Here is a 26,292-nt window from a genome sequence, read left to right as displayed (position 1 = left end):
TTTCAGGTGGCAGGGAATATTCCTGGTAAATTACGCACTGGCAATTGATCCGATTTGAAGGCCGTCTCACGCCGCGCCCCTCCCCCTGCCAATCAGACAAATCCAGACAGTCTTCCATATTTCCTCCATTTTTCTGCCGTGTTGCCTGACTAAACTAGTATCATTCCCCGAAGTATTCAGGATGAGAACGTATAACGATGAAAGGCAGTAACAAATCCCGCTGGGCAATCGCCGCTGGCATCATTGTGGTGGCTCTTGCCGCCGCCTGGTTCTGGCACAATCACTCTTCTGACACTTCCGCAGGTGCCAGCAGCCCATCTCAGCGTCCCGCGAGTGGCGGACGTCACGGCATGCGCGGCGGTGCGCTGGCTCCCGTTCAGGCGGCTACTGCGGTAAATAAAGCGGTGCCCCGTTATCTCTCCGGGCTGGGAACCATTACCGCCGCCAACACCGTTACGGTTCGCAGCCGTGTGGACGGGCAGCTGATGGCGCTTCACTTCCAGGAAGGCCAGCAGGTTAAAGCCGGGGACTTACTGGCGGAAATTGACCCAAGCCAGTTTAAAGTCACCCTCGCGCAGGCGCAGGGTCAGCTCGCGAAAGACAAGGCCACGCTCGCGAACGCCCGACGCGATTTGGCACGCTATCAGCAACTGGTGAAAACCAACCTGGTATCGCGTCAGGAACTGGATACGCAGCAGTCTCTGGTCAGCGAAGCGCTGGGCACCCTTAAAGCTGACGAAGCCGCTGTGGCCAGCGCACAGTTACAGCTCGACTGGAGCCGCATCACCGCCCCGATTGACGGCCGCGTCGGTCTGAAGCAGGTTGATATTGGCAACCAGATTTCCAGCGGCGATACCACCGGTATCGTGGTCATCACCCAGACGCATCCTGTCGATTTAGTCTTTACCCTGCCGGAGAGCGACATCGCAACCGTGGTTCAGGCGCAGAAAGCCGGCAAAGGGCTGGTTGTGGAAGCCTGGGATCGCACCAACAAGCAAAAATTGAGCGAAGGCACCCTGCTCAGTCTGGATAACCAGATTGACACCACCACCGGCACCATCAAGTTAAAAGCCCGCTTTAACAATCAGGATGATGCGCTTTTCCCGAATCAGTTCGTGAATGCGCGGATGCTGGTCGCAACGCAGGAAAATGCGGTCGTTATCCCGACGGCGGCGCTGCAGATGGGCAACGAAGGGAACTTTGTCTGGGTGCTTAACAGTGAGAATAACGTCAGCAAGCATCTGGTGAAAACCGGCATTCAGGACAGCCAGACGGTGGTGATCAGCGCCGGCCTTTCCGCAGGTGACCGCGTGGTTACCGACGGTATTGATCGTCTCACCGAGGGGGCGAAAGTCGAAGTGGTTGAAGGCCAGCAACAGCCTGCTAAGCAGGGAGCGACTTCCTGATGCAGGTTATGCCCCCGAGCTCTACAGGTGGGCCTTCACGCCTGTTTATTCTGCGCCCTGTTGCCACCACGCTGTTAATGGTGGCAATTCTGCTGGCCGGGATTATTGGCTATCGCTTCCTGCCCGTCTCGGCGCTGCCGGAAGTGGATTATCCCACCATCCAGGTGGTCACCCTTTATCCGGGTGCGAGCCCGGATGTGGTGACGTCGGCCATCACCGCGCCGCTGGAGCGCCAGTTTGGTCAGATGTCTGGCCTGAAGCAAATGTCCTCGCAAAGCTCCGGCGGAGCATCCGTGGTGACGCTGCAGTTCCAGCTTACGCTCTCACTCGACGTTGCCGAACAGGAAGTACAGGCCGCGATTAACGCAGCCACCAACTTGCTGCCATCCGACCTGCCCAACCCACCGGTCTACAGCAAAGTAAACCCGGCGGATCCGCCGATCATGACGCTCGCCGTCACCTCCTCCGCCATGCCGATGACTCAGGTCGAAGACATGGTCGAAACGCGCGTGGCACAGAAAATTTCACAGGTCTCTGGCGTGGGACTGGTTACGCTTGCCGGCGGTCAACGTCCGGCGGTGCGCGTGAAGCTCAATGCCCAGGCCATCGCCGCGCTGGGCCTCACCAGCGAAACTATCCGCAGCGCCATCAGTAACGCCAACGTCAACTCGGCAAAAGGCTCGCTTGATGGCCCAACCCGGGCCGTGACCCTCTCGGCGAACGATCAAATGCAGTCCGCGGATGAATATCGACAGCTGATCGTCGCGTACCAGAACGGTGCGCCGGTGCGCCTGGGCGATGTGGCAACCGTTGAGCAAGGTGCGGAAAACAGCTGGCTCGGCGCCTGGGCCAACAAACAGCAGGCGATCGTGATGAACGTCCAGCGCCAGCCGGGTGCCAATATCATTGAAACCGCAGACAGCATTCGCACTATGCTGCCGCAACTGATTGAAAGCCTGCCCAGGTCAGTTAGCGTGAAAGTGCTGTCTGACCGGACCACCAATATTCGCGCGTCCGTGACTGACACCCAGTTTGAACTGATGCTGGCGATTGCGCTGGTGGTGATGATCATCTACCTGTTCCTGCGTAACGTGCCGGCGACCCTCATTCCTGCCGTCGCCGTGCCGCTCTCACTGGTGGGAACATTTGCCGTCATGGTGTTCCTCGATTTTTCGATAAACAACCTGACGCTGATGGCCCTTACTATTGCCACCGGCTTTGTGGTCGATGACGCTATCGTTGTTATCGAGAACATCTCGCGCTATATCGAAAAAGGTGAAAAACCGTTAGCCGCGGCGCTGAAAGGGGCGGGCGAGATCGGCTTTACCATTATCTCCCTCACCTTCTCACTGATTGCGGTACTGATCCCGCTGCTGTTTATGGGCGATATCGTCGGGCGTTTGTTCCGCGAATTTGCCGTGACGCTGGCCGTCGCCATTCTGATTTCCGCCGTGGTGTCACTGACCCTCACGCCGATGATGTGCGCCCGTATGCTGAGCCACGCCTCCCTGCGCAAGCAAAACCGCTTCTCGCGCGCCTCTGAGCGGATGTTCGAACGCATTATTGCCGCTTACGGACGGGTGCTGGCGAAAGTGCTTAACCATCCATGGGCAACCCTTGGCGTGGCGCTTGGTACGCTGGCGCTCAGCGTTATGCTGTGGATTTTCATCCCGAAAGGCTTCTTCCCGATTCAGGACAACGGCATTATCCAGGGTACGCTTCAGGCACCGCAGACGGTCTCCTTCGCTAACATGGCGCAGCGTCAGCAGCAGGTGTCAGAGATCATCATGAAAGATCCGGCAGTAGAGAGCCTGACGTCATATGTCGGTGTCGATGGCACCAACCCGTCGCTAAACAGTGCCCGCCTGCAGATCAACCTTAAACCGCTTGACGATCGCGACGACCGCGTGCAGACGGTAATCGACCGCCTGCAAACTGCCGTGGCGCGCGTCCCGGGTATTGAGCTGTACCTCCAGCCAATTCAGGATTTAACCATCGATACCCAGGTGAGCCGTACCCAGTACCAGTTCACGCTGCAGGCCACCACCCTTGATGCACTCAGCACCTGGGTACCGCAACTGGTGGATAAACTCAACGCCCTGCCGCAGCTCTCGGACGTCAGCAGCGACTGGCAGGACAAAGGGCTGGCGGCATATGTGAACGTTAACCGCGATACCGCCAGCCGGCTTGGGATCACCATGGCCGACGTGGATAACGCGCTGTATAACGCATTCGGTCAGCGTCTGATCTCCACCATCTATACCCAGGCGAATCAGTATCGCGTGGTGCTGGAACACAACACGGAAAACACGCCCGGCCTGGCCGCGCTCGATTCGGTGCGCCTGACCAGCAAAGACGGGGGCATCGTGCCCCTCAGCGCCATCGCGACGGTGGAAGAGCGCTACACACCGCTGTCGATTAACCATCTGGATCAGTTCCCGTCCACCACCATCTCGTTTAACGTACCGGACGGTTATTCGCTGGGCGAAGCGGTGGAGTCCATTCTGGCCGCAGAGAAGACGCTGAACTTCCCGTCCGATATTCAGACCCAGTTCCAGGGCAGCACGCTGGCGTTCCAGGCCGCGCTAGGCAACACCATCTGGCTGATTGTCGCGGCCGTGGTGGCGATGTATATCGTGCTCGGTGTGCTGTATGAAAGCTTTATTCACCCTATTACCATCCTCTCCACCCTGCCAACGGCGGGCGTGGGGGCACTGCTGGCATTGATGCTGGCGGGGAGCGAGCTGGACGTGATTGCCATCATTGGGATCATCCTGCTTATCGGGATCGTGAAGAAAAACGCCATCATGATGATCGACTTTGCCCTTGCCGCCGAGCGCGAGCAGGGGATGTCGCCGCGCGAGGCAATTTTCCAGGCCTGCCTGCTGCGTTTTCGCCCGATCCTGATGACCACGCTCGCCGCCCTGCTAGGTGCCCTGCCGCTGATGCTCAGTACCGGTGTTGGTGCCGAGCTGCGTCGTCCGCTGGGGATTGGTATGGTCGGTGGCCTGCTGGTAAGCCAGGTCCTGACCCTGTTCACCACGCCGGTCATTTATCTGCTGTTTGACCGTCTGGCGCTGTGGACGAAAAGCCGCTTCCCGAAACGTGAAGAGGAGGCGTAAATGAAGTTTTTCGCCCTCTTCATTTATCGCCCGGTGGCGACGATTTTACTCTCACTCGCCATCACCCTGTGCGGCGTCCTGGGCTTCCGGCTGCTGCCGGTGGCCCCGCTGCCGCAGGTGGATTTCCCGGTGATCATGGTCAGCGCCTCGCTGCCCGGTGCATCACCGGAAACCATGGCCTCGTCGGTTGCCACACCGCTGGAACGTTCACTCGGGCGAATTGCCGGGGTCAACGAGATGACTTCCAGCAGCTCGCTTGGCAGCACGCGTATCATTCTGGAATTCAGCTTCGACCGGGATATTAACGGCGCCGCGCGCGATGTGCAGGCGGCGATCAACGCCGCGCAGAACCTGCTACCGAGCGGGATGCCGGGCCGTCCGACATACCGTAAAGCGAACCCGTCCGATGCGCCGATCATGATCCTGACGCTTACCTCGGAAACCTATTCGCAGGGGCAACTGTACGATTTCGCCTCCACCCAACTGGCGCAGACTCTCGCCCAGATTAACGGCGTGGGTGATGTCAGCGTTGGCGGAAGCTCTCTGCCCGCCGTGCGCGTGGGCTTAAACCCGCAGGCGCTGTTTAACCAGGGTGTTTCACTGGACGATGTGCGCTCTGCCATCAGCAATGCAAACGTGCGCAAACCGCAGGGGGCCATTGAGAACAGTAGCCACCGCTGGCAGATCCAGACTAACGATGAGCTGAAAACCGCTGCGGAATACCAGCCGCTGATCATTCACTACAACAACGGTGCGGCGGTGCGCCTGAGCGATGTCGCGAGCGTCACCGACTCGGTGCAGGACGTGCGCAACGCCGGGATGACCAACGCCAAACCGGCTATTTTGCTGATGATCCGCAAGCTGCCGGAAGCCAACATTATTGAGACGGTGAACGGTATCCGCGCGAGATTGCCGGAACTCCAGCAGACCATCCCGGCGGCGATCGATCTGCAGATTGCCCAGGATCGCTCCCCCACCATTCGCGCCTCGCTCGAAGAGGTGGAGCAGACGCTTGTGATCTCCGTTGCGCTGGTGATTCTGGTGGTCTTCCTGTTTCTGCGTTCAGGCCGGGCCACGCTGATCCCCGCGGTGGCTGTGCCTGTCTCGCTGATAGGGACCTTCGCGGCGATGTACCTGTGCGGATTTAGCCTTAACAACCTGTCGCTGATGGCGCTGACGATTGCCACCGGCTTCGTGGTGGATGACGCCATTGTGGTGCTGGAGAACATCTCGCGCCATCTGGAGGCGGGGATGAAACCGTTGCAGGCCGCGCTGCAGGGAACGCGTGAAGTGGGCTTTACGGTACTGTCGATGAGCCTGTCGCTGGTGGCGGTGTTCCTGCCGTTACTGCTGATGGGCGGCCTGCCTGGCCGGCTGTTACGGGAATTTGCCGTCACGCTCTCGGTCGCCATCGGTATTTCATTGATTGTGTCCCTCACGCTTACGCCGATGATGTGCGGCTGGATGTTAAAACGCAGCAAGCCCCACTCTCAGCCGCGCCGTAAGGGATTTGGTCGCTTCCTGCTGGCGATGCAGGAGAGCTATGGCAAGTCCCTGAAGTGGGTGCTGAGACATACGCGCATTGTCGGCCTGGTGCTGATTGGCACCATCGTGCTCAACGTCTGGATGTACATTACTATCCCGAAAACCTTCTTCCCGGAGCAGGACACCGGGGTGCTGATGGGCGGGATCCAGGCAGACCAGAGTATTTCGTTTCAGGCCATGCGCGGCAAGCTGCAGGACTTTATGAAGGTCATCCGCGAAGATAAAGCGGTAGATAACGTAACCGGCTTTACCGGCGGTTCGCGGGTGAACAGCGGGATGATGTTTATCACCCTGAAGCCGCGTGACGAGCGCAATGAAACCGCCCAGCAGGTTATCGACCGCCTGCGCGTGAAGCTCGCCAAAGAGCCGGGCGCTAATCTGTTTTTGATGGCCGTTCAGGATATCCGCGTCGGCGGGCGTCAGGCTAACGCCAGCTATCAGTACACGTTACTCTCTGACGATTTAGCCGCCCTGCGCGAGTGGGAGCCTAAGATCCGCAAGGCGCTGGCCGCCCTGCCACAGCTGGCGGACGTTAACTCCGATCAGCAGGACAACGGCGCAGAAATGGCGCTGACCTACAATCGCGAAACCATGTCACGTCTGGGGATTAACGTCGATGCTGCCAACAGCCTGCTGAACAATGCCTTCGGCCAGCGTGAGATTTCCACCATCTACCAGCCCATGAACCAATACAAGGTGGTGATGGAGGTGGACCCGCGTTACACCCAGGACATCAGCGCGCTGGACAACATGTTTGTGATTAATAACGACGGTAAGGCGATCCCGCTCTCTTACTTTGCCAGCTGGCAGCCGGCGAACGCGCCGCTGTCGGTGAACCACCAGGGCCTTTCGGCGGCATCGACCATCTCCTTTAACCTGCCAGCCGGTTCGTCCCTCTCTGAGGCCAGCGATGCGATCAACCGTGCGATGACCCAGCTTGGCGTGCCGTCCACGGTACGCGGCAGTTTTGCCGGTACCGCGCAGGTGTTCCAGGAGACGATGAATTCGCAGGTGATTTTGATTCTGGCCGCCATTGCGACGGTCTATATCGTGCTGGGCGTGCTTTATGAAAGCTACGTCCATCCGCTGACCATTCTCTCCACGCTGCCGTCGGCGGGCGTCGGGGCGCTGCTGGCACTGGAGCTGTTCGGCGCGCCCTTCAGCCTGATTGCGCTGATTGGTATCATGCTGTTAATTGGCATCGTGAAGAAAAACGCCATCATGATGGTGGACTTCGCGCTGGACGCCCAGCGAAATGGCAACCTGACGCCAGAAGAGGCCATATTCCAGGCCTGTCTGCTGCGTTTTCGCCCGATCATGATGACCACGCTGGCGGCGCTGTTTGGCGCGCTGCCGCTGGTGATTTCCAGCGGTGACGGCTCAGAATTGCGCCAGCCGCTGGGGATCACCATTGTCGGGGGGCTGGTGATGAGCCAGCTGCTGACGCTCTACACCACGCCGGTGGTCTATCTGTTCTTTGACCGTCTGCGGGTGCGTTTTTCGCGTAAAAACAGAACGACGGTAACCGAATAAATGACCGACCTCCCACGTCACGTGCGCTGGCAGCTGTGGATTGTCGCCTTCGGCTTCTTTATGCAGTCGCTGGATACAACCATCGTCAATACCGCCCTCCCCTCGATGGCAAAAAGCCTGGGGGAGAGTCCGCTGCATATGCATATGGTGATTGTCTCCTATGTATTAACGGTGGCCGTTATGCTTCCGGCCAGCGGCTGGCTGGCGGACAAAGTGGGCGTGCGGAATATCTTTTTCACCGCCATCGTGCTGTTTACCACAGGCTCGCTGTTTTGCGCCCAGGCGAATACGCTGGATCAACTGGTGATGGCCCGCGCGTTACAGGGCATTGGCGGGGCGATGATGGTGCCTGTCGGGCGGCTGACGGTGATGAAGATTGTGCCCCGCGAGCAGTATATGGCAGCGATGACCTTCGTCACCCTGCCAGGCCAAGTCGGCCCGCTGCTTGGCCCGGCGCTGGGCGGAGTGCTGGTGGAGTATGCCTCCTGGCACTGGATCTTCTTAATCAACCTGCCGGTGGGCATCATCGGCGCGATTGCCACCCTGATGCTGATGCCTAACTACACCATGCAGACCCGGCGCTTTGATTTCCTGGGTTTTATCCTGCTGGCGGCGGGGATGGCGATGCTCACCCTCGCGCTTGATGGCCAAAAAGGCCTCGGGATTTCCGCCCTGACGCTTGGCCTTCTGGTGGCGCTCGGCATTACCGCTATCCTGTGGTACCTCTTGCATGCCAGAGGTAACGAGAGCGCGTTGTTCACGCTCGATCTGTTTAAAAACCCCACCTATCGTCTGGGCCTGTTCGGGAGCTTTGCCGGGCGCGTCGGCAGCGGCATGTTGCCCTTTATGACGCCGGTCTTTTTGCAGATTGGAATGGGATTTTCACCGTTTCACGCCGGGTTGATGATGATCCCGATGGTACTTGGCAGCATGGGAATGAAACGCATCGTGGTGCAGGTGGTTAACCGTTTTGGTTATCGCCACGTCCTGGTTGCCGCGACGCTTGGGTTGGCCCTGGTGAGCCTGCTGTTTATGGCCGTGGCGCTGCTGGGCTGGTACTACGCGCTGCCGCTGGTGCTGTTCTGCCAGGGCATCATTAACTCTGTGCGCTTTTCATCAATGAATACCCTGACGTTAAAAGCACTCCCGGATGACCTGGCGAGCAGCGGAAACAGCCTGCTGTCGATGATCATGCAGCTCTCCATGAGCGTAGGGGTGACCCTTGCCGGTTTACTGCTCGGCATGTACGGACAGCATCATCTCAGCGTCGACACGCCGGTCGCCCATCAGGTCTTTTTGTATACCTATCTCAGCATGGCGGTGATTATCGCCCTGCCCGCGTTCATCTTCGCCAGAGTGCCGGATGATACCCGTAAGAACGTCGTTATCCGACACGGCAAAAGGAGTGCACCATGAAATTCTGGCGTCCGGGCATTACCGGTAAACTCTTTGTGGCGATATTTGCCACCTGTATCGTGCTGCTGGTCACCATGCACTGGGCCGTGCGGGTCAGTTTCGAACGGGGTTTTATTGATTACATTAAGCATGGTAATGAACAGCGTTTACAGGGGCTGAGCGATGCGCTGAGCGATCAGTATGCCCTGCACGGTAACTGGCGTTTTCTGCGCAATAACGACCGCTTCGTATTCCAGATCCTGCGCTCGCTTGAGCATGATACCGGTGACGATCGTCCGGGCCCCGGGATGCCGCCGCACGGCTGGCGCACCCAGTTCTGGGTGATAGACCAGGATATGCGCGTACTGGTTGGCCCGCGCGCGCCCATTCCGCCGGATGGCACAAAGCGGGCGATCACAGTGAATAACGCCACCGTCGGCTGGGTGATCGCCTCGCCGGTTGAACGCCTGACGCGCAACACCGATATCAACTTTGATCGCCAGCAGCGCCGCACCAGCTGGTTGATTGTCGCGCTCTCCACCCTGCTGGCCGCGCTCGCGACCTTCCCGCTGGCCCGCGGTCTGCTCGCGCCGGTTAAACGGCTGGTGGAAGGGACGCATAAGCTGGCCGCCGGGGATTTCTCCACCCGCGTCGATACCCGTAGCCAGGACGAACTCGGCAAGCTGGCGCAGGACTTTAACCAGCTCGCCAGCACCCTGGAAAAAAACCAGCAGATGCGACGCGATTTTATGGCTGATATTTCCCATGAACTCCGCACGCCGCTGGCGGTGCTGCGCGGCGAGCTGGAAGCTATTCAGGACGGCGTGCGTCAGTTCACTCCCGAATCGGTGGCCTCGCTGCAGGCGGAAGTGGGCACGCTGACCAAACTGGTCGATGACCTCCACCAGCTCTCCATGTCGGACGAAGGCGCGCTGGCCTACCAGAAAGCGCCCGTCGATGTGATAAACGTGCTGGAGGTGGTAAGCGGTGCCTTCCGCGAACGTTTCGCCAGCCGCAACCTGAAAATCGATCTCTCACTGCCTGACAGCGCCGTGGTGTTTGGCGACAAAGACCGCCTGATGCAGCTGTTCAACAATCTGCTGGAAAATAGCCTGCGCTACACCGACAGCGGCGGTGGCCTGCATATTTCCGGCAAACAAGAAAACGGGCATTTTGCCCTGACCTTTGCGGATTCCGCCCCCGGCGTGCAGGATGCACAGCTGGAAAAACTGTTTGAGCGATTTTATCGCACCGAAGGCTCCCGCAATCGCGCCAGCGGCGGGTCCGGTCTGGGACTGGCGATTTGCGTAAACATCGTCGAGGCCCATAATGGCACGATCCGCGCCGCCCATTCGCCTTTTGGCGGGGTAAGCATTACAGTAGAGTTACCTCTGGAACGGGATTTATCGAGAGAAGCATGACCGAGTTACCGATTGACGAAAACACGCCACGCATTTTGATTGTCGAAGACGAGCCGAAGCTCGGGCAGTTACTGATCGACTATTTACGCGCGGCAAGCTATGCCCCCACGCTTATCAGCCATGGCGATCAGGTGCTGCCTTATGCGCGCCAGACGCCGCCGGACCTGATCCTGCTGGATCTGATGCTCCCCGGAACCGATGGCCTGACCCTGTGCCGGGAAATTCGTCGCTTCTCGGACGTGCCGGTGGTGATGGTGACGGCGAAAATCGAAGAGATCGACCGCCTGCTGGGCCTCGAAATTGGCGCGGATGATTACATCTGCAAGCCATACAGCCCACGTGAAGTGGTCGCGCGCGTAAAAACCATTCTGCGCCGCTGTAAGCCCCATCGTGAACTGCAGGTACTGGACGCGGAAAGCCCACTTATCGTCGATGAAAGCCGCTTCCAGGCGAGCTGGCGCGGCAAGCTGCTGGATCTCACCCCCGCCGAATTCCGCCTGTTGAAAACCCTCTCCCACGAGCCGGGGAAGGTCTTCTCCCGCGAGCAACTGCTGAACCGTCTGTATGATGATTACCGCGTCGTGACTGACCGTACCATCGACAGCCATATTAAAAACCTGCGCCGCAAGCTGGAAGCGCTCGATGCGGAGCAGTCATTTATCCGCGCGGTGTATGGCGTGGGCTACCGATGGGAAGCGGATGCGTGCAGGATAGCCTGAGCATTTAGCTTACCGAACCCGCCTGCTGGCGGGTTTTTCATTTCTGGAAAGCAACGAAGAATCAACCATACTCACATTACCGGTTCGCTTATTGATAACTGGTGCAGATAATTCCACTTCGTTCAAGGAGTTCCTATGTCTGGTTGGTTCGAGTTAAACAAAAGCAGTGATGGGCAGTTCAGGTTTGTTCTCAAAGCAGGAAACGGAGAAACGATCCTGACCAGTGAGCTTTACACCACCAAAAATTCCGCCGAAAACGGTATCGCCTCCGTTCGCACCAATAGCCCTTCTGATGAACGTTATGAGAAGAAAGTGGCCACCAACGGTAAATTCCACTTCAATCTGAAGGCCGGGAATCATCAGGTTATTGGTAGCAGCCAGATGTATGCCTCGGAACAGTCGCGAGATAAAGGCATCGCGTCGGTCAAAACTAACGGTTCAAGCCAGACGGTAAAAGACAATACCTGACGACACGCCTCCGGCCGGGTTAGCGATGGTACGACCCGGCGCTTTACCTCCCTGTCCCTCAGCGCTACAATGCCCGCCCTTAAAGTGGGGGATCTCCCCTTACCGCTGCACCTGGTGCATGCGGATCTGACCTGTCATCAGAACGAGAACAAACATGTTTAAACCGGAACTCCTTTCCCCGGCGGGAACGCTGCAAAATATGCGTTACGCTTTCGCCTATGGCGCTGACGCCGTCTATGCTGGCCAGCCGCGCTACTCGCTGCGCGTGCGTAACAATGAATTCAACCACGAGAACCTGCAGCTCGGCATTAACGAAGCACATGCCCTGGGCAAAAAATTCTACGTGGTGGTCAACATTGCGCCGCATAACGCCAAGCTGAAAACGTTCATCCGCGATCTGAAGCCGGTGGTTGATATGGGACCGGACGCACTGATCATGTCGGACCCGGGTTTAATCATGCTGGTTCGGGAGAACTTCCCGGAGATGGATATTCACCTCTCCGTTCAGGCCAACGCCGTTAACTGGGCAACGGTGAAATTCTGGAAACAGATGGGGCTGACCCGCGTCATTCTGTCTCGTGAACTTTCGCTGGAAGAGATTGAAGAAATCCGCACGCAGGTGCCGGATATGGAAATCGAAATCTTCGTTCACGGCGCGCTGTGCATGGCCTACTCCGGTCGCTGCCTGCTCTCGGGATACATCAACAAGCGTGACCCGAATCAGGGTACCTGCACCAACGCCTGCCGCTGGGAATATAACGTTCAGGAAGGCAAAGAAGACGACATTGGCAATATCGTCCACAAACATGAGCCGATCCCGGTGACCAACGTGGAGCCAACCTTAGGCATCGGCGCGCCAACTGACAGCGTGTTCATGATTGAAGAAGCCAAACGTCCGGGTGAGTACATGACCGCCTTTGAAGACGAGCATGGCACTTACATCATGAACTCCAAAGACCTGCGTGCGATTGCGCACGTTGAGCGTCTGACGCAGATGGGCGTGCATTCCCTGAAAATTGAAGGCCGTACCAAGTCCTACTACTACTGCGCGCGTACTGCTCAGGTGTACCGTAAAGCCATCGACGATGCCGCTGCCGGCAAGCCGTTCGATACCAGCCTGCTGGAAACCCTGGAAGGCCTGGCGCATCGCGGTTATACCGAAGGCTTCCTGCGTCGTCACACCCATGACGATTACCAGAACTACGAACACGGCTATTCCGTTTCCGAGCGCCAGCAGTTTGTCGGTGATTTTACCGGTGAGCGCAAAGGTGCGCTGGCCGCCGTGGCGGTGAAGAACAAATTCACCAAAGGCGACAGCCTGGAGTTGATGACCCCGCAGGGCAACATGAACTTCACCCTGGAACATCTGGAAAACGGTAAAGGCGAAGCAATTGACGTGGCGCCAGGCAACGGCCATACCGTCTGGCTGCCGGTACCCGAAGAAGTGGAGCTGGAGTTTGCGCTGCTGATGCGTAATTTCAACGGTGAAAGTACCCGTAACCCGCACAGTAAATAATCAAGCAGGGAAATTTTTTCGCGCTGGGATAATTCTTAGAATCGGATCACATACCGCTTCGTTCAATACGGGTATTATCCCCCCGCTGAAAAACATAACCCATAAATGCTAGCTGTACCAGGAACCACCTCCTTAGCCTGCGTAATCTCCCTTACGCGGGCTTATTTTTTCCCTTTCATCCTGTTCTTACCCGCTTTTTTCCTCCCTGCTATACACTCTTACTAACGCTAAAAAAGGGAGCAGCGCGGATGGCAATCTATCCAGACAGTTTATTGATTCTCAATGGCAAAAGTGCGGGCAACGATTTGTTGCGCCAGGCAGTGACGGATTTGCGTGAAGACGGTGCGCGTATACACGTGCGAGTGACGTGGGAAAAAGGTGATGCGGCACGCTATATCGACGAAGGTCTGAAGCTCGGGGTCGAAACCATTATTTCTGGCGGGGGCGATGGCACCATTAATGAAATTGCCGGCGCTCTGATAGATCTTCCCTCAACCGACCGCCCGGTGATGGGCATTTTGCCGCTCGGTACGGCCAACGATTTCGCCACCAGCGCCGGAATCCCCGAAGAACTGGGAAAAGCCCTGCAGCTGGCTATCCTCGGCAAAGCCACCGCCGTGGATATTGCTCAGGTGAATGAAAAAACCTGTTTTATTAATATGGCGACCGGTGGATTCGGGACGCGCATTACCAGCGAAACCCCTGAAAAGCTGAAGGCAGCGCTGGGCGGCGTCTCGTATCTGATCCACGGCCTGATGCGCATGGATACCCTGAAGCCGGACCGCTGTGAGATTCACGGCGAGAACTTTCAGTGGCAGGGTGATGCGCTGGTGATTGGTATCGGCAATGGCCGTCAGGCCGGTGGCGGACAGCAGTTATGCCCGGAGGCGCTGATCAATGATGGTCAGTTACAGCTGCGTATTTTCACGGGTGATGGCCTGCTGCCTGCGCTGTTTACCACCCTGACTCAGCCAGAAGAGAGCCCGAATATTATTGCCGGTAAATCCGCGTGGTTTGAAGTGAATGCCCCACACGGCATGACGTTTAATCTTGACGGAGAGCCGCTGAGCGGGAAGCAGTTCCGCATTGAGGTGTTACCGGGCGCGCTACAGTGCCGGCTGCCACCGGACTGCCAGCTTCTGCGTTGACAGTGTGGCCGGGCGGCGGTAACGCCTGACCCGGCCAGCGTTTTACAAAAAGTCTTAAGCGATAGTCACTTTGCTGTCCAGGTACACATCCTGCACGGCATTGATCAGCTTCACGCCGTCAGCCATCGATTTTTTAAACGCCTTACGGCCCAGGATCAGCCCCATACCGCCCGCGCGCTTATTGATAACCGCCGTGCGCACCGCATCGGAGAGATCGGTGTCGCCACCCGCCGCACCACCGGAGTTAATTAACCCGGCACGTCCCATATAGCAGTTCGCCAGCTGATAACGCACCAGGTCGATAGGGTTTTCGCTGGTCAGTTTGCTGTAGACCCGGTCATCGGTGTAACCGAAGTTTACCGCTTTATAACCGCCGTTATTTTCCGCCATCTTCTGCTTCACAATATCCGCGCCAATGGTCGCCGCCAGATGGTTCGCCTGGCCGGTCAGGTCGGCAGAAACGTGGTAGTCCACTCCGTCTTTCTTAAATGCGGAGTTACGCAGATACGCCCACAGAACGGTGACCATACCCAGCTCATGCGCGCGTTCGAAGGCAGCAGAAATTTCTTCAATCTGGCGACGCGACTGCTCAGAACCAAAGTAGATCGTCGCCCCAACCGCGACCGCACCCATATTGAACGCCTGCTCTACGCTGGCGTAAAGCGTCTGATCGTATTCGGTCGGGTAGCTCAGGGTTTCGTTGTGATTCAGTTTGACGAGGAATGGAATGCGGTGGGCATAGCGACGCGATACGGAGGCCAGTACGCCATAGGTGGACGCCACGCAGTTACAGCCCGCTTCTATCGCCAGTTCGACGATGTTCTTCGGATCGAAATACAGCGGGTTCGCCGCAAAGGAGGCGCCCGCGGAGTGCTCAACGCCCTGGTCAACCGGCAGAATAGAAAGATACCCGGTTCCCCCCAGTCGCCCGGTATTATAGAGGGTCTGCATATTTCGCAGTACCGCAGGCGGACGGTTGTTATCAACCATCACGCGGTCGACGTAATCGTGGCCAGGCAGATAAAGCTGGTCGGCTGGAATGGTCATACAACGATGCTGTAAAAGGCTGTCGGCGTCTTTGCCAAGCAACTGCGCAATATCAGTCATGTGATGCTCCCGTAAGCCCGACGTGATGTCGGTGAGTGTTTATCCAGACCCATAGCGTTATGGGCAGACTAAGCCTGGTACCGACTTAACAGATTTTCCACCATTTGCATTTTTTTTCAGCACAATCTGCTGGCTCGATTCGTGTACAACAAAACTGTTACATTGATCAAACAATCACCGCAAAGGTATTTAAAAGGTATTATTAAGTGGTATGTTAAAGGCGTACCCTCTCTGACATGCAGGATTAAACAATGAAAACGAAAGTCCAACTGTCATTCATGATGTTTGTTGAATGGTTTATCTGGGGCGCGTGGTTTGTACCGCTGTGGCTGTGGCTGAGCAAAAGCGGTTTTACCGCCGGGGAAATTGGCTGGTCTTATGCCTGTACCGCGATTGCCGCGATCCTCTCCCCCATTCTGGTGGGTTCACTGACCGACCGCTTTTTCGCTGCGCAGAAAGTACTGGCCGTACTGATGTTCGCCGGTGCCATTGTGATGTACTTCGCCGCACAGCAAACCCAGTTCAGCACCTTTTTCCCGCTGCTGCTGGTTTACTCCCTGACCTATATGCCGACCATTGCGCTGACCAACAGTATTGCCTTCGCCAATGTGGATGATGTGGAGGCTGATTTCCCGCGTATCCGCGTGATGGGCACCCTCGGCTGGATCGCCTCAGGACTGGCGTGCGGTTTTCTGCCGCAGATGATGGGCTATAACGACATTTCCGATACCAATATTCCGCTGCTGATGACGGCGGGCAGCTCCGCCCTGCTCGGTGTCTTTGCGCTGTTCCTGCCGAACACCCCGCCGAAGAGTACCGGCAAGATGGATTTCAAAGTCATGCTGGGGCTGGATGCGCTGATCCTGCTGCGCGATAAAAACTTCCTGGTGTTCTTCTTCTGCTCATTCCTGTTCGCGATGCCGCTGGCCTTCTATTACATCTTTGCTAACGGCTATCTCACCGAAGTGGGGATGAAAAACGCCACCGGCTGGATGACGCTCGGCCAGTTCTCCGAAATCTTCTTTATGCTGGCGCTGCCGTTCTTCACCAAACGCTTTGGTATTAAGAAGGTCTTGCTGCTGGGCCTGCTCACCGCCGCCATCCGCTATGGCTTCTTTGTTTACGGTGGTGCCGATCAGTACTTCACCTATGCCCTGCTGTTCCTCGGCATTCTGCTGCATGGCGTGAGCTACGACTTCTACTATGTGACCGCGTATATCTACGTGGATAAAAAAGCGCCGGTGCATATGCGCACCGCCGCACAAGGCCTGATTACGCTGTGCTGTCAGGGGTTTGGTAGCCTGTTAGGTTACCGCCTGGGCGGCGTGATGATGGAAAAAATGTTCGCATACAAAGAGCCGGTGAATGGGTTGACCTTCAACTGGGCCGGAATGTGGGCATTCGGAGGGATCATGATTGCCGTGATCGCCGTGCTGTTTATGCTGTTTTTCCGCGAATCGGACAAAGAGATCACCGCAATTGAGGTGGTTGAAGGCGATACCGCGCTGACACGAGGGGAAGTTAAATGAAACAAGAACGTGTTCTCGGTGCCCTATACGGGCAAGCGTTAGGGGATGCGATGGGCATGCCGTCGGAGCTTTGGCCGAGAAAGCGCGTCAAAGCGCACTTCGGCTGGATCGACCGTTTTTTACCCGGACCGGCTGAAAATAACGCCGCCTGCTATTTTAAGCAGGCAGAATTCACCGACGATACGTCAATGGCGTTATGCCTGGCGGATGCGATTATCGAATGCGACGGGCAGATCAACGCGGATGTTATCGGCAAACATATTCTGCACTGGGCGGAGTCGTTCGATGCGTTTAACAAGAATGTGTTAGGTCCGACATCGAAGATTGCGCTTAACGCCATTCGTGACGGCAAGCCGGTCAGTGAACTGGAAAACAACGGCGTCACCAACGGTGCGGCGATGCGCGCCTCTCCGCTGGGCTGCCTGCTGCCGGCCACGCGTCTGGAGCACTTTGTCGCAGAGGTGGCGCTGGCCTCCAGCCCGACCCATAAATCCGACCTCGCGATTGCCGGCGCGGTGGTGATAGCCTGGGCAGTGTCGCGTGCCATTGACGGTGAACGCTGGCAGAACATCGCCGATGCCCTGCCAGGCATTGCCCGCTACGCACAAGAAGCGAAAACAACCACCTTCAGCGCATCGCTGGCGGCACGGATTGAGCTCGCCCTTAAGACCGTGCGTGAAGCCAACGGCATCGATTCCGCCAGCGAGCAGGTTTACCAGCTTATTGGCGCGGGCACCAGCACGCTTGAGTCGGTTCCAGCGGCGATTGCGATGGTCGAACTGGCAGGCACCGACCCGAACCGCTGCGCCATTTTGTGCGCCAACCTCGGCGGTGATACGGACACCATCGGCGCGATGGCGACGGCAATCTGCGGTGCGCTTCACGGCGTACAGGCGATTGACCCGGCGTACAAGGAGGAACTCGACGCCGTAAACCGCCTCGACTTTAACCACTACTGTGAAAAACTGCTGCACTTCCGGGAGCAAAGGGAGGGCGTATGAGTGCTTTTGCTGCACGCCTTGAAACACTGCACGCCACTCGCCCGGTCACGGTGTTGGGTGCCGCGGTCATCGACGTGATCGCCGACGCCTATGCCCTGCCCTGGCGCGGGTGTGATATCGAACTCAAACAACAGGGTGTCAATATCGGCGGCTGTGCGCTGAATATTGCTATTGCGCTGAAACGGCTCGGGATCGCCGCGCAAAACGCGCTCCCCGTCGGTCACGGGGTGTGGGCAGACATCATCCGTAACGCCATGGCAAAACAGGATCTGCACAGCGTCGTTGAAGTAGAAACGGGCGACAACGGCTGGTGTCTGGCGCTGGTCGAACCGGATGGTGAGCGGACCTTTATGTCGTTTAGCGGCGTGGAGAACCAGTGGCAACAGCGCTGGCTGGATGCGCTGCACGTGCCGCCTGAAAGCCTGGTCTACCTCTCAGGCTATCAGCTGGCGTCACCGTGCGGAGAGCTCCTGACGGACTGGCTGGAAGGCCTGGAAAACGTTACCGCGTTTATCGACTTTGGGCCGCGCATTGCCGATATTCCTGATGCGCTGATGGCGCGGATCATGGCCTGTAAGCCGATGGTATCGCTTAATCGCCAGGAAGCCGAGATGGCAGCGGGACGATTTGGCATGGAAGCTGAAACACTCGGCCCGCAGTGGCTACAGCGTTTTGGTTCTGCGCTGATTATTCGCCACGATAAAGACGGTGCCGCCTGGTATGAGGGTGATAAATCGGGCTACGTTCCGGCGTTTCCCGCAACCGTCGTCGACACGATCGGTGCGGGCGACAGCCACGCCGGTGGCACGCTTGCCGGGCTGGCGGCAGGATGGTCGCTGGCTGATGCCGTTACGCTTGGCAATGCAGTGGCGGCCTGGGTCGTTAGCCACCGCGGCGGCGACTGTGCGCCAGGACGCGAGGCGTTACTCCTCGCACACAAAGACGTATAAATCGCTACGGCAGTAGCTGATGCTGAACTCAATGGGCCGGTTCTGCTGATCAAGTGCAACCTGCTTGATCACCAGCACCGGGATTTTGTCATCCATACGGATATGCGTCTGAAACTCGCTGTCCGGCATGCGGGCACTGACGCGTGAGCGGGTGCGTTGCGGGAAGATATTCTGGCTACGGAAGTAGTCATAAAGGGAAATCCCAATTGCATCCGGATCGTGAATCAACCCTACCGGCACCCAGGACTCCTCAATCGATACGGCATCATCATCCACATAGCGGATGCGCTTAAGCAAAAAGACCTCGCTCTCCGGCGGCACTGACAGCTGGCTGGCCACCTCTTCCGGGCATTTCACCACCCGTTTATTCACCCACAGCGTGTTGGGCTTTTTGCCGCGCAGCACCACCTGCTGAGAAAAACCGCGCGCTTCCTTGAGCGAGTATTCAAAGATGTTATTGATTTGCGTCCCGTAGCCCCGGGCACGCGTCACTACGCCCTCGGCTTCCAGAGCCTGCATCGCTTTGCGCACGGTAATGCGCGACACGCCGGTTAACTGACTGAGATCGCGCTCGCCGGGCAGTATATTCCCATGCTCCAGCACCCCGTTGCGTACCGCGTTTTTTACCGTTTCGGCAAATTTCAGATACAGCGGCGTGTTGTCCGGGGCGGCAATGCGTTCATTCAGTTGGTCGATTAACCGGGTATGCGCTTGTTCCATCTCTGTTTTTCTCAGGCCTGGTGTGTGTTGCCAGTATACGGCTTACCACCAGGCATGAAAATGGTGCACCGGACCAATACCGTGACCAACCTCGAGAGTATCGGCTTTTGCCAGCGCTTCGGAGAGCCAGATTTTAGCGTCGCGGACCGTATCCCCCCAGTTGTCACGACGGGGGCGCAAAGCCGCCAGCGCGGCAGAGAGCGTGCAGCCGGTCCCGTGGGTGTTTTTGGTCTGTACCCGCGGGGCCGTGAAACGCAGCGCACCGTCGTGGGTAAACAACCAGTCAGGGCTTTCTTCATCATCAAGATGACCGCCTTTCATCAGCACGGCGCCGCAGCCCATCGCCAGGAGCGCATTCCCCTGCTCTTTCATTTCGCACTCATTCTGCGCGTGCGGCGCATCCAGCAGCGCAGCGGCTTCAGGCAGATTAGGCGTGATAAGCGCAACCTGCGGCAGCAGCTTACTTCGCAGCGTCTCGACGGCGGAGGCGGACAGCAGCGGGTCACCGCTTTTTGCCAGCATCACGGTATCCAGCACCACGTTTTGCACCTGGTAACGTTTAAGCCGTTCTGCCACCGCTTCAACAATGTCGGTCTCGGCCAGCATCCCAATCTTGGTGGTGTCGATTCGCACATCGCTGAAAACCGAATCCAGCTGTGCGGCGACAAAGTCCGGCTCAATGCGGTAAACCGACTGCACGCCACGCGTATTTTGCGCCACCAGCGCGGTAATCACCGAGCAGCCGTATGCGCCGAGTGCGGAGAATGTTTTCAAATCAGCCTGAATGCCCGCGCCGCCGCTTGGGTCGGTACCGGCAATAGTAAGGGCGTTAATCCGTTTCATACCCGTTCCTCCAGAGTGTAGAGCGCGTCGAGGAACGCGCTGGCAAAACTGCCGGGACCACCAGACCGGGTGACGGCCGCCGTTCCGGCACGTTTCATCCATCCGCAGGCGGCGGCGATGTTGTCCAGCCGGTCGCCGGGAAGCGAGCAGCTCGCCGCCACGACTGCCGAGAGCGCGCATCCCGTTCCCACCACGCGGGTCATCATCGGGTCACCGCCCACGACCGTGCGGGTGCGCTGCCCGTCGGTGACGTAATCCCGTTCACCGGTGACCACCACAATGGCATTCGTCTGGCGAGCCAGCGCCTGCGCGGCAGGCAACGCAGCCGCCGCCGTGTCGGTGGTATCGACGCCGCGCCCGCCCGCACTCATCCCGGCAAGGGCGAGAATTTCCGAGGCATTGCCGCGAATGGCCGCCGGTTTCAGGGCGAGGATTTGGTGGCAAAAACGGGTGCGGAACGTCAGCGCCCCTACGGCAACCGGGTCAAGCGTCCAGGGTTTCCCTGCTGCCACTGCACGCTCAATCGCCCGGCGCATCGACTGGGCGCGCGGCGCCGTCAGCGTCCCGACGTTAATCAGCAGGGCATCTGCGAGCGCGGCAAACTGCTCGGCCTCTTCGGCTTCAATCACCATAGCCGGGGAAGCGCCAAGCGCCAGTAACACATTGGCCGTAAAGGTCTGTACCACATCGTTGGTCATACAGTGGGTAAGCGGGGAACGGGTTCGAAACTGATGTAAAACGTGTAAATCGAGCAGGTCAGGCTGCATGGTATCGCTCCTGCCGTGCGTGAAGAAGCGATGACCGGGAAGGCATCTGACTTCCCTACGCTGGCATTATCCAGATCAGGTAATACGGGTATTTCTCAGCCTTCATTTAAGAAGGGCACCCCGAGTCATTGGTAAGAATTCACTTACATTTGGCAGATTAGGGGAAGAGTACCAGTGATGCAAGACCTGTTGATTTCTCGCTTTCATGATTTTGTTATACCAATCAGATGTAACGAGAAGCCTGTAACCGCTATGTCCGGGAATAAAAACAACCTGTCGTGACCCCGGTATTTTGCAGGTAATGTCGAGATAATGCGCTTAAAGGGGCTATCTGCCCCCCTTAACGTCCCTCAATGGCACGATTTGTCACACACTTTTCTCTCTTTTTACAGTCCTGACAAAATACGCGTAACCGGCTGTTTTTGTTTGGCATAAAGCGCAATTTTCATTCTTAAAATGAGGATATTCCCTCCCCCGTACCGCATGTCACAAAACAGTAAACAAATTAACCATTGAGCCTCGTGACAAAAGGCTCTATATTGGCGGCGTTTTTTTCAGGCCCCCATCTGTTTTTTAACTTTTTATTCAATCGTTGCTCATAACGAAGCGGCGGTTGTAGGAGTGATATGATGACGGATAAAGTCCGTATTGACACCGTAGATGCCCACAAAAGCAACGAAACCTATCTGGCCCGTCAGGCCGAGTTTGAATCTAACGTCAGGAGTTATCCGCGCAAACTGCCTTTAGCAATCACTAAAGCAGAAGGCGTGTGGATCACCGATGCAGACAATAAAGAATACCTTGACTGTTTAGCAGGCGCAGGCACCCTTGCGCTTGGACATAACCATCCTGATGTGCTGAAAAGCATCCAAAATGTCATTACCAGCGGCTTGCCGTTACATACTCTGGATCTGACTACGCCTCTGAAAGACGCGTTCTCAGAATATCTGCTCTCTCTGCTGCCTGGTCAGGGCAAAGAGTACTGCCTGCAGTTCACCGGTCCATCCGGTGCTGATGCCGTTGAAGCGGCGCTGAAACTGGCGAAAAAAGTGACCGGTCGTAGCGGTATCATCAGCTTCTCTGGTGGTTACCATGGTATGACTCACGGCGCACTGGCCGTTACCGGCAACCTGTCTCCGAAAGAAGCGGTTAACGGTATGATGCCAGAAGTGCAGTTCATGCCTTACCCACACCAGTACCGTTGCCCACTGGGTATCGGCGGTGAGGCGGGTGTGAAAGCGCTGACCTACTATTTCGAAAACCTGATCAACGACGTTGAAAGCGGCGTGCGTAAACCTGCGGCAGTGATCCTTGAAGCCGTTCAGGGTGAAGGCGGCGTGAACCCGGCTCCGGTTGAGTGGCTGCAGCGCATCCGTAAAGTGACTCAGGAACACGGCATTCTGCTGATCCTCGACGAAGTTCAGGCTGGCTTTGCCCGTACCGGTAAATTCTTCGCCTTCGAACACGCGGGCATTGAGCCAGACATCATCGTGATGTCTAAAGCGGTTGGCGGCGGTCTGCCACTGGCGGTACTCGGCATCAAAAAACAGTTCGATGCGTGGGCACCAGGCCACCACACCGGTACCTTCCGCGGCAACCAGCTGGCAATGGCAACCGGTCTGACAACGCTGAAAATCCTGAAAGACCAGAACATCGCGGGCAAAGTGGCCGCACAGGGCGAATGGCTGAAAGGCCAGCTGAACGAGATGGCGAAACGCTATCCGGTTATCGGTCACGTTCGCGGCCTGGGCATGATGATCGGGATTGAGATCGTTAAGCCACACGAAGCGGCAGACCACATGGGTTGCTACCCGGGTGATGGCGAGCTGTCTGCACTGATTCAGAAGAAGTGCTTCGAAGCCGGCCTGATTCTGGAGCGCGGTGGTCGCAACGGTATTGTTCTGCGTCTGCTGCCTTCCCTGCTGATCAGCGATGATGAGCTGAAAGTCTTCCTGGATAAATTCGAGCAGGCACTGCTTGCTGCGGGCGTTCGCCCGGCGTAACCGGAGTTGTTGAACAAGATGTCAGATTCAAACCCAATTTTGTTCTCCTCTGCACAGAGCATTGAAGCTTACCAGCAGGCGATTGAACAAAGCACTCAGGCTGTGATGCAGTGGCTGAAACAGCCTGAGATGTATCAGGGCAAAACGGTCGCGGAACTGCGCGACCGTATTAAGCTGGATTTCAACCCGAAAGGGCTGGGCAACGAAGCGGCGATTGAACGCGCCGTGGAGTTCTTCCTGAAAGACAGCCTGTCCGTTCATCACCCGCAGTGTGTGGCGCACCTGCACTGCCCAAGCCTGGTGGTTAGCCAGGCGGCGGAAGTGCTGATTAACGCCACTAACCAGAGCATGGACTCCTGGGATCAAAGCCCGTCCGCAACCATCATTGAGATCAAGCTGATCGAATGGCTGCGTACCCGCGTGGGTTATCAGGCTGGCGACGCCGGTGTGTTCACCAGCGGCGGCACGCAGAGCAACCTGATGGGTCTGATGCTGGCCCGTGATGCGTTCTTCGCGCGTCAGGGTCATTCCGTTCAGCAGGACGGCCTGGTTGGCGATCTGCGTAAAATCCGCGTGCTGTGCTCTGAAAACGCACACTTCTCCGTGCAGAAGAACATGGCGCTGATGGGTCTGGGCTACCAGTCCGTCGTGCAGGTGAAAACGGATGAATTCTCGCGCATGGATCTCAACGATCTGGCAGCGAAAATTGAGCAGTGCAATGCTAACGGCGAGCAGATCCTGGCGATTGTTGCCACTGCCGGTACTACCGATGCAGGTGCAATCGATCCGCTACGTGCCATTGCTGAACTGGCGGCGAAACAGAATATCTGGGTACACGTTGATGCGGCCTGGGGCGGCGCACTGCTGATGTCTGAGCAGTATCGTCACTACCTGGACGGTATCGAGCTGGTGGATTCCGTTACTCTGGACTTCCACAAGCAGTTCTTCCAGACCATCAGCTGCGGTGCGTTCCTGCTCAAAGAAGCGCGCCACTATGAGCTGATGCGCTATCAGGCGGCCTATCTGAACTCTGAGTTCGATGAAGAAGCTGGCGTGCCTAACCTGGTGTCCAAATCTCTGCAGACGACCCGTCGTTTCGACGCGCTGAAGCTGTGGATGAGCCTGGAAGCGCTGGGTCAGGAACAATACGCGGCGATCATCGATCACGGTGTTACGCTGGCACAGCAGGTTGCGGCTTACGTGAAAGAGCAGCCTGCTCTGGAACTGGTTATGCAGCCGCAGCTGGCAAGCGTACTGTTCCGCTTCCGTGGACAGGTACAGATGGACGACGCGGGTATCGCCCTGTTGAACCAGAAAATTGGTGATGCGCTGCTGGAATCCGGCCGTGCTAACGTCGGCGTGACCGAGCATAACGGCGTCACCTGCCTGAAGCTGACTCTGCTGAACCCAACCGTGACCCTGGAGGACATTAAAGTCCTGCTGTCGCTGGTTGAGCGTACCGCACAGGAAGTTCTGGCGAAGTAATATCCAGCCCCTCTTCCGCCGGAAGAGGGGCTCTCTTTACAGCCCTGCCCACCACAGTCTGAGCTTCATTCCCCAGTAACTTGTCCACCCCGTGGTGGTACTGACCACTTTCCCCTTCGACACGATCACCAGCGTCGGTGTTACGCTCACCTGCCACGCCTGTGACAGCGCACCGTTGGCATCGTTGACCACCGGCATGACCAGCTGTTTCTTGTCGACCCAGCGCGCCAGCTTTGCATCGTCGCCGGAACGCATGGCGATACTCACGACGTTGCCACCCTGTTCTGCCAGCGTATTGACCGAGGGCGTCGTAAACCGGCAGATGCTGCACCAGGTTGCCCATACGTATATCAGCAGCGGGCGTTCCTGGCTGAGTGCCGTTATATCGTGGATCTTTCCGTCGATGCTGTGCATCGGTGCAGCGCTAAAGCTGGCGGGGAGTGTGGGCTTGCGGTATTGATCCACGCCCCACATTACGGCCAGCGCGAGCAGAAAGAAGATGATCCCTTCCCGCGCCCAGCGGCGCAGTCGACTGAATTTGCGGTTTTCCATTGTGACCTCTTGATGAATCGACGGTCATCTTAGCGAGCAATGCGCCATCACGCTGTAAAGAAGTGTCGGGTCATTTCGTTCGCAACGTGTCGGCCATCAGCGTAAAGCAGGATTCGATAAGCGGAGGAAGCGGCTGGGGGGCACGCATTAACGCCACCGTGCGGGCCAGGGCCGGTTGTTGAAGATGTACCACCCTGAGCTGCGGGTCCTGGAGGTGCGTGGTATAGAGCTGCGGTAAAATCGCCACGGCGAGTTTCGAGCGCACCAGACCATACAAAGTTTCGATGTAGTCCACCTGATAGCGTGTCGGCAACGACAAACGGTGGCTTTCCGCGAGCGCCGCAACCAGACGCTGAATATTACCTTTTGAGAACACGGCGATATCCCGCCCTGCCAGTTGCTTCCAGGGCAGGTGCGCCGACGCGGCCAGCGGATCGTCGCTGTGAATGACCGCGACAAACGGGTCATCCTGTAAGGGAAACACGTTCAGCTGGTCGGGAACCGAGTTATCGAGCGCACCAATGCCGAAATCAATCTGCCCTTTCAGCAGCTGGGCCACCAGCGCATCGTTGGTTTGATCGTGAAATTCCACCCTGAGGCGGGGAAAAGCCTGCGCGAGCGTCCGGGGCAACAAGGGGAACAGCAGCGAACTCACAGAAGGGATCAGCCCGATACGCACCGTACCTTCTCCGCCCGCCTGAACAATGTGCTGCATGTCGTCAAACGCAAGCTGCGCCACGCTGAGCACCCGCTGCGCGTGCGGCAGGATGGCATTGCCAAGCTCCGTCAACGTCACGGCCGAGGCGGTCCGGTTAACCAGTTTACCCCCAAGCACCGTCTCGATTTGCCGCAACGCACTGCTGAGCGCCGGCTGGCTGATAGCCAGTTTGCTGGCCGTATCAGTAAAATGACGCAGCTGCGCCAGAGTGACAAAATACTGTAGCTGTCGAAGAGAAAGCGCGGGCAAGCGCTGCCAGGGTTCCGTCATGATTATCCATTACACGCGTCACAGAATAACCCGGGGTTATCGGGCGATAAATTTTATCAGCTGGGCAAACGTTT

20 protein-coding genes and 1 riboswitch are annotated in these 26,292 nt (G+C 57.4%); of the genes, 14 read left to right on the top strand and 6 right to left on the bottom strand.

Translation table 11 applies throughout. From position 1 onward, the window contains the following. Window positions 1–197: 197 nt before the first annotated feature. The 9 genes from ACMVME_RS07690 (at window position 198) to yegS (ending at window position 14,273) form a co-directional block, all read left to right on the top strand. Window positions 198–1,406: an MdtA/MuxA family multidrug efflux RND transporter periplasmic adaptor subunit gene (locus ACMVME_RS07690; RefSeq protein WP_020883246.1), complete on the top strand. Its 1,209-nt coding sequence runs from the start codon at window positions 198–200 to the stop codon at window positions 1,404–1,406. Then, window positions 1,406–4,528 (top strand): MdtB/MuxB family multidrug efflux RND transporter permease subunit, encoded by a 3,123-nt coding sequence (locus ACMVME_RS07685; RefSeq protein WP_014170848.1) that lies wholly within the window; start codon window positions 1,406–1,408, stop codon window positions 4,526–4,528. The genes ACMVME_RS07690 and ACMVME_RS07685 overlap by 1 nt, the downstream gene beginning before the upstream one ends. Beyond that, a complete protein-coding gene (gene mdtC / locus ACMVME_RS07680; RefSeq protein ID WP_068794799.1) occupies window positions 4,529–7,606 on the top strand; it encodes a multidrug efflux RND transporter permease subunit MdtC in 3,078 nt (1,025 codons plus the stop codon). It abuts the gene before it with no gap. Continuing rightward, window positions 7,607–9,022, top strand: coding sequence for an MFS transporter (locus ACMVME_RS07675; RefSeq protein ID WP_068794800.1), 1,416 nt, complete (start codon window positions 7,607–7,609; stop codon window positions 9,020–9,022). It begins immediately after the preceding gene. After that, complete coding sequence (gene baeS / locus ACMVME_RS07670; protein ID WP_020883244.1) at window positions 9,019–10,422, top strand: two-component system sensor histidine kinase BaeS; 1,404 nt, start codon at window positions 9,019–9,021, stop codon at window positions 10,420–10,422. The genes ACMVME_RS07675 and baeS overlap by 4 nt, the downstream gene beginning before the upstream one ends. Next, a complete protein-coding gene (gene baeR / locus ACMVME_RS07665) occupies window positions 10,419–11,141 on the top strand; it encodes a two-component system response regulator BaeR (protein ID WP_068794801.1) in 723 nt (240 codons plus the stop codon). Before baeS ends, baeR begins: the two co-directional genes overlap by 4 nt. 135 nt (window positions 11,142–11,276) lie before the next feature. Then, window positions 11,277–11,609, top strand: a complete 333-nt coding sequence (locus ACMVME_RS07660) for a YegP family protein (RefSeq protein ID WP_014170853.1) — start codon at window positions 11,277–11,279, stop codon at window positions 11,607–11,609. A 154-nt stretch (window positions 11,610–11,763) separates the two neighbouring features. Then, on the top strand, window positions 11,764–13,125 hold the full coding sequence (yegQ, locus tag ACMVME_RS07655) for a tRNA 5-hydroxyuridine modification protein YegQ (RefSeq protein WP_014170855.1): 1,362 nt from the start codon (window positions 11,764–11,766) through the stop codon (window positions 13,123–13,125). A gap of 248 nt (window positions 13,126–13,373) precedes the next feature. Beyond that, on the top strand, window positions 13,374–14,273 hold the full coding sequence (yegS, locus tag ACMVME_RS07650; RefSeq protein WP_025203669.1) for a lipid kinase YegS: 900 nt from the start codon (window positions 13,374–13,376) through the stop codon (window positions 14,271–14,273). Between the two features lie 54 nt (window positions 14,274–14,327). Here yegS and fbaB read toward each other — a convergent pair whose 3' ends face one another. Continuing rightward, a complete protein-coding gene (gene fbaB, locus ACMVME_RS07645) occupies window positions 14,328–15,380 on the bottom strand; it encodes a class I fructose-bisphosphate aldolase (protein WP_014170857.1) in 1,053 nt (350 codons plus the stop codon). Window positions 15,381–15,631: 251 nt separating this feature from the next. Between fbaB and ACMVME_RS07640 the strand changes: the two genes are divergently transcribed. The 3 genes from ACMVME_RS07640 to ACMVME_RS07630 are packed head-to-tail and all read left to right on the top strand — an operon-like array spanning window position 15,632 to window position 18,860. Beyond that, window positions 15,632–16,909 (top strand): nucleoside permease, encoded by a 1,278-nt coding sequence (locus ACMVME_RS07640; RefSeq protein ID WP_025203667.1) that lies wholly within the window; start codon window positions 15,632–15,634, stop codon window positions 16,907–16,909. Continuing rightward, window positions 16,906–17,910, top strand: coding sequence for an ADP-ribosylglycohydrolase family protein (locus ACMVME_RS07635; protein WP_059306873.1), 1,005 nt, complete (start codon window positions 16,906–16,908; stop codon window positions 17,908–17,910). The genes ACMVME_RS07640 and ACMVME_RS07635 overlap by 4 nt, the downstream gene beginning before the upstream one ends. Beyond that, complete coding sequence (locus tag ACMVME_RS07630) at window positions 17,907–18,860, top strand: PfkB family carbohydrate kinase (RefSeq protein ID WP_063924750.1); 954 nt, start codon at window positions 17,907–17,909, stop codon at window positions 18,858–18,860. Before ACMVME_RS07635 ends, ACMVME_RS07630 begins: the two co-directional genes overlap by 4 nt. Here ACMVME_RS07630 and ACMVME_RS07625 read toward each other — a convergent pair. From ACMVME_RS07625 to thiM, 3 genes are read right to left on the bottom strand one after another with little or no spacing between them, the layout of a single operon-like run. Next, window positions 18,834–19,580, bottom strand: a complete 747-nt coding sequence (locus tag ACMVME_RS07625; protein WP_014170861.1) for a GntR family transcriptional regulator — start codon at window positions 19,578–19,580, stop codon at window positions 18,834–18,836. The two genes, ACMVME_RS07630 and ACMVME_RS07625, sit on opposite strands and share 27 nt — an antisense overlap. A gap of 42 nt (window positions 19,581–19,622) precedes the next feature. Then, window positions 19,623–20,423 (bottom strand): bifunctional hydroxymethylpyrimidine kinase/phosphomethylpyrimidine kinase, encoded by an 801-nt coding sequence (gene thiD, locus ACMVME_RS07620; protein ID WP_068794802.1) that lies wholly within the window; start codon window positions 20,421–20,423, stop codon window positions 19,623–19,625. Then, window positions 20,420–21,190 carry a hydroxyethylthiazole kinase gene (thiM, locus tag ACMVME_RS07615; protein ID WP_068794803.1) on the bottom strand — a complete coding sequence of 257 codons (771 nt, stop codon included), beginning with the start codon at window positions 21,188–21,190 and terminating at the stop codon, window positions 20,420–20,422. Before thiM ends, thiD begins: the two co-directional genes overlap by 4 nt. A 35-nt stretch (window positions 21,191–21,225) precedes the next feature. After that, window positions 21,226–21,323, bottom strand: a riboswitch (TPP riboswitch). Window positions 21,324–21,816: 493 nt separating this feature from the next. Here thiM and ACMVME_RS07610 point away from each other — a divergent pair. Next, on the top strand, window positions 21,817–23,193 hold the full coding sequence (locus ACMVME_RS07610) for a diaminobutyrate--2-oxoglutarate transaminase (protein ID WP_014170865.1): 1,377 nt from the start codon (window positions 21,817–21,819) through the stop codon (window positions 23,191–23,193). A gap of 18 nt (window positions 23,194–23,211) precedes the next feature. Next, the gene (locus tag ACMVME_RS07605) at window positions 23,212–24,678 is read left to right on the top strand and encodes a pyridoxal phosphate-dependent decarboxylase family protein (protein WP_025203662.1); all 1,467 of its coding nucleotides are present in this window, start codon (window positions 23,212–23,214) and stop codon (window positions 24,676–24,678) included. A 36-nt stretch (window positions 24,679–24,714) separates the two neighbouring features. Here ACMVME_RS07605 and ACMVME_RS07600 read toward each other — a convergent pair whose 3' ends face one another. Together ACMVME_RS07600 and ACMVME_RS07595 are read right to left on the bottom strand one after the other, a co-directional pair. Further along, on the bottom strand, window positions 24,715–25,230 hold the full coding sequence (locus ACMVME_RS07600) for a protein disulfide oxidoreductase (protein WP_032680611.1): 516 nt from the start codon (window positions 25,228–25,230) through the stop codon (window positions 24,715–24,717). A gap of 70 nt (window positions 25,231–25,300) precedes the next feature. Then, window positions 25,301–26,221, bottom strand: a complete 921-nt coding sequence (locus ACMVME_RS07595; protein WP_160890458.1) for a LysR family transcriptional regulator — start codon at window positions 26,219–26,221, stop codon at window positions 25,301–25,303. Window positions 26,222–26,292: the final 71 nt, after the last annotated feature.

Source organism: Enterobacter cloacae complex sp. 2024EL-00711 (assembly GCF_047529885.1).
GTDB lineage: Bacteria > Pseudomonadota > Gammaproteobacteria > Enterobacterales > Enterobacteriaceae > Enterobacter > Enterobacter ludwigii.
The sequence above is the reverse complement of the archived record's forward strand: the minus strand, read 5'-3'. Positions and strand labels throughout refer to the sequence as shown.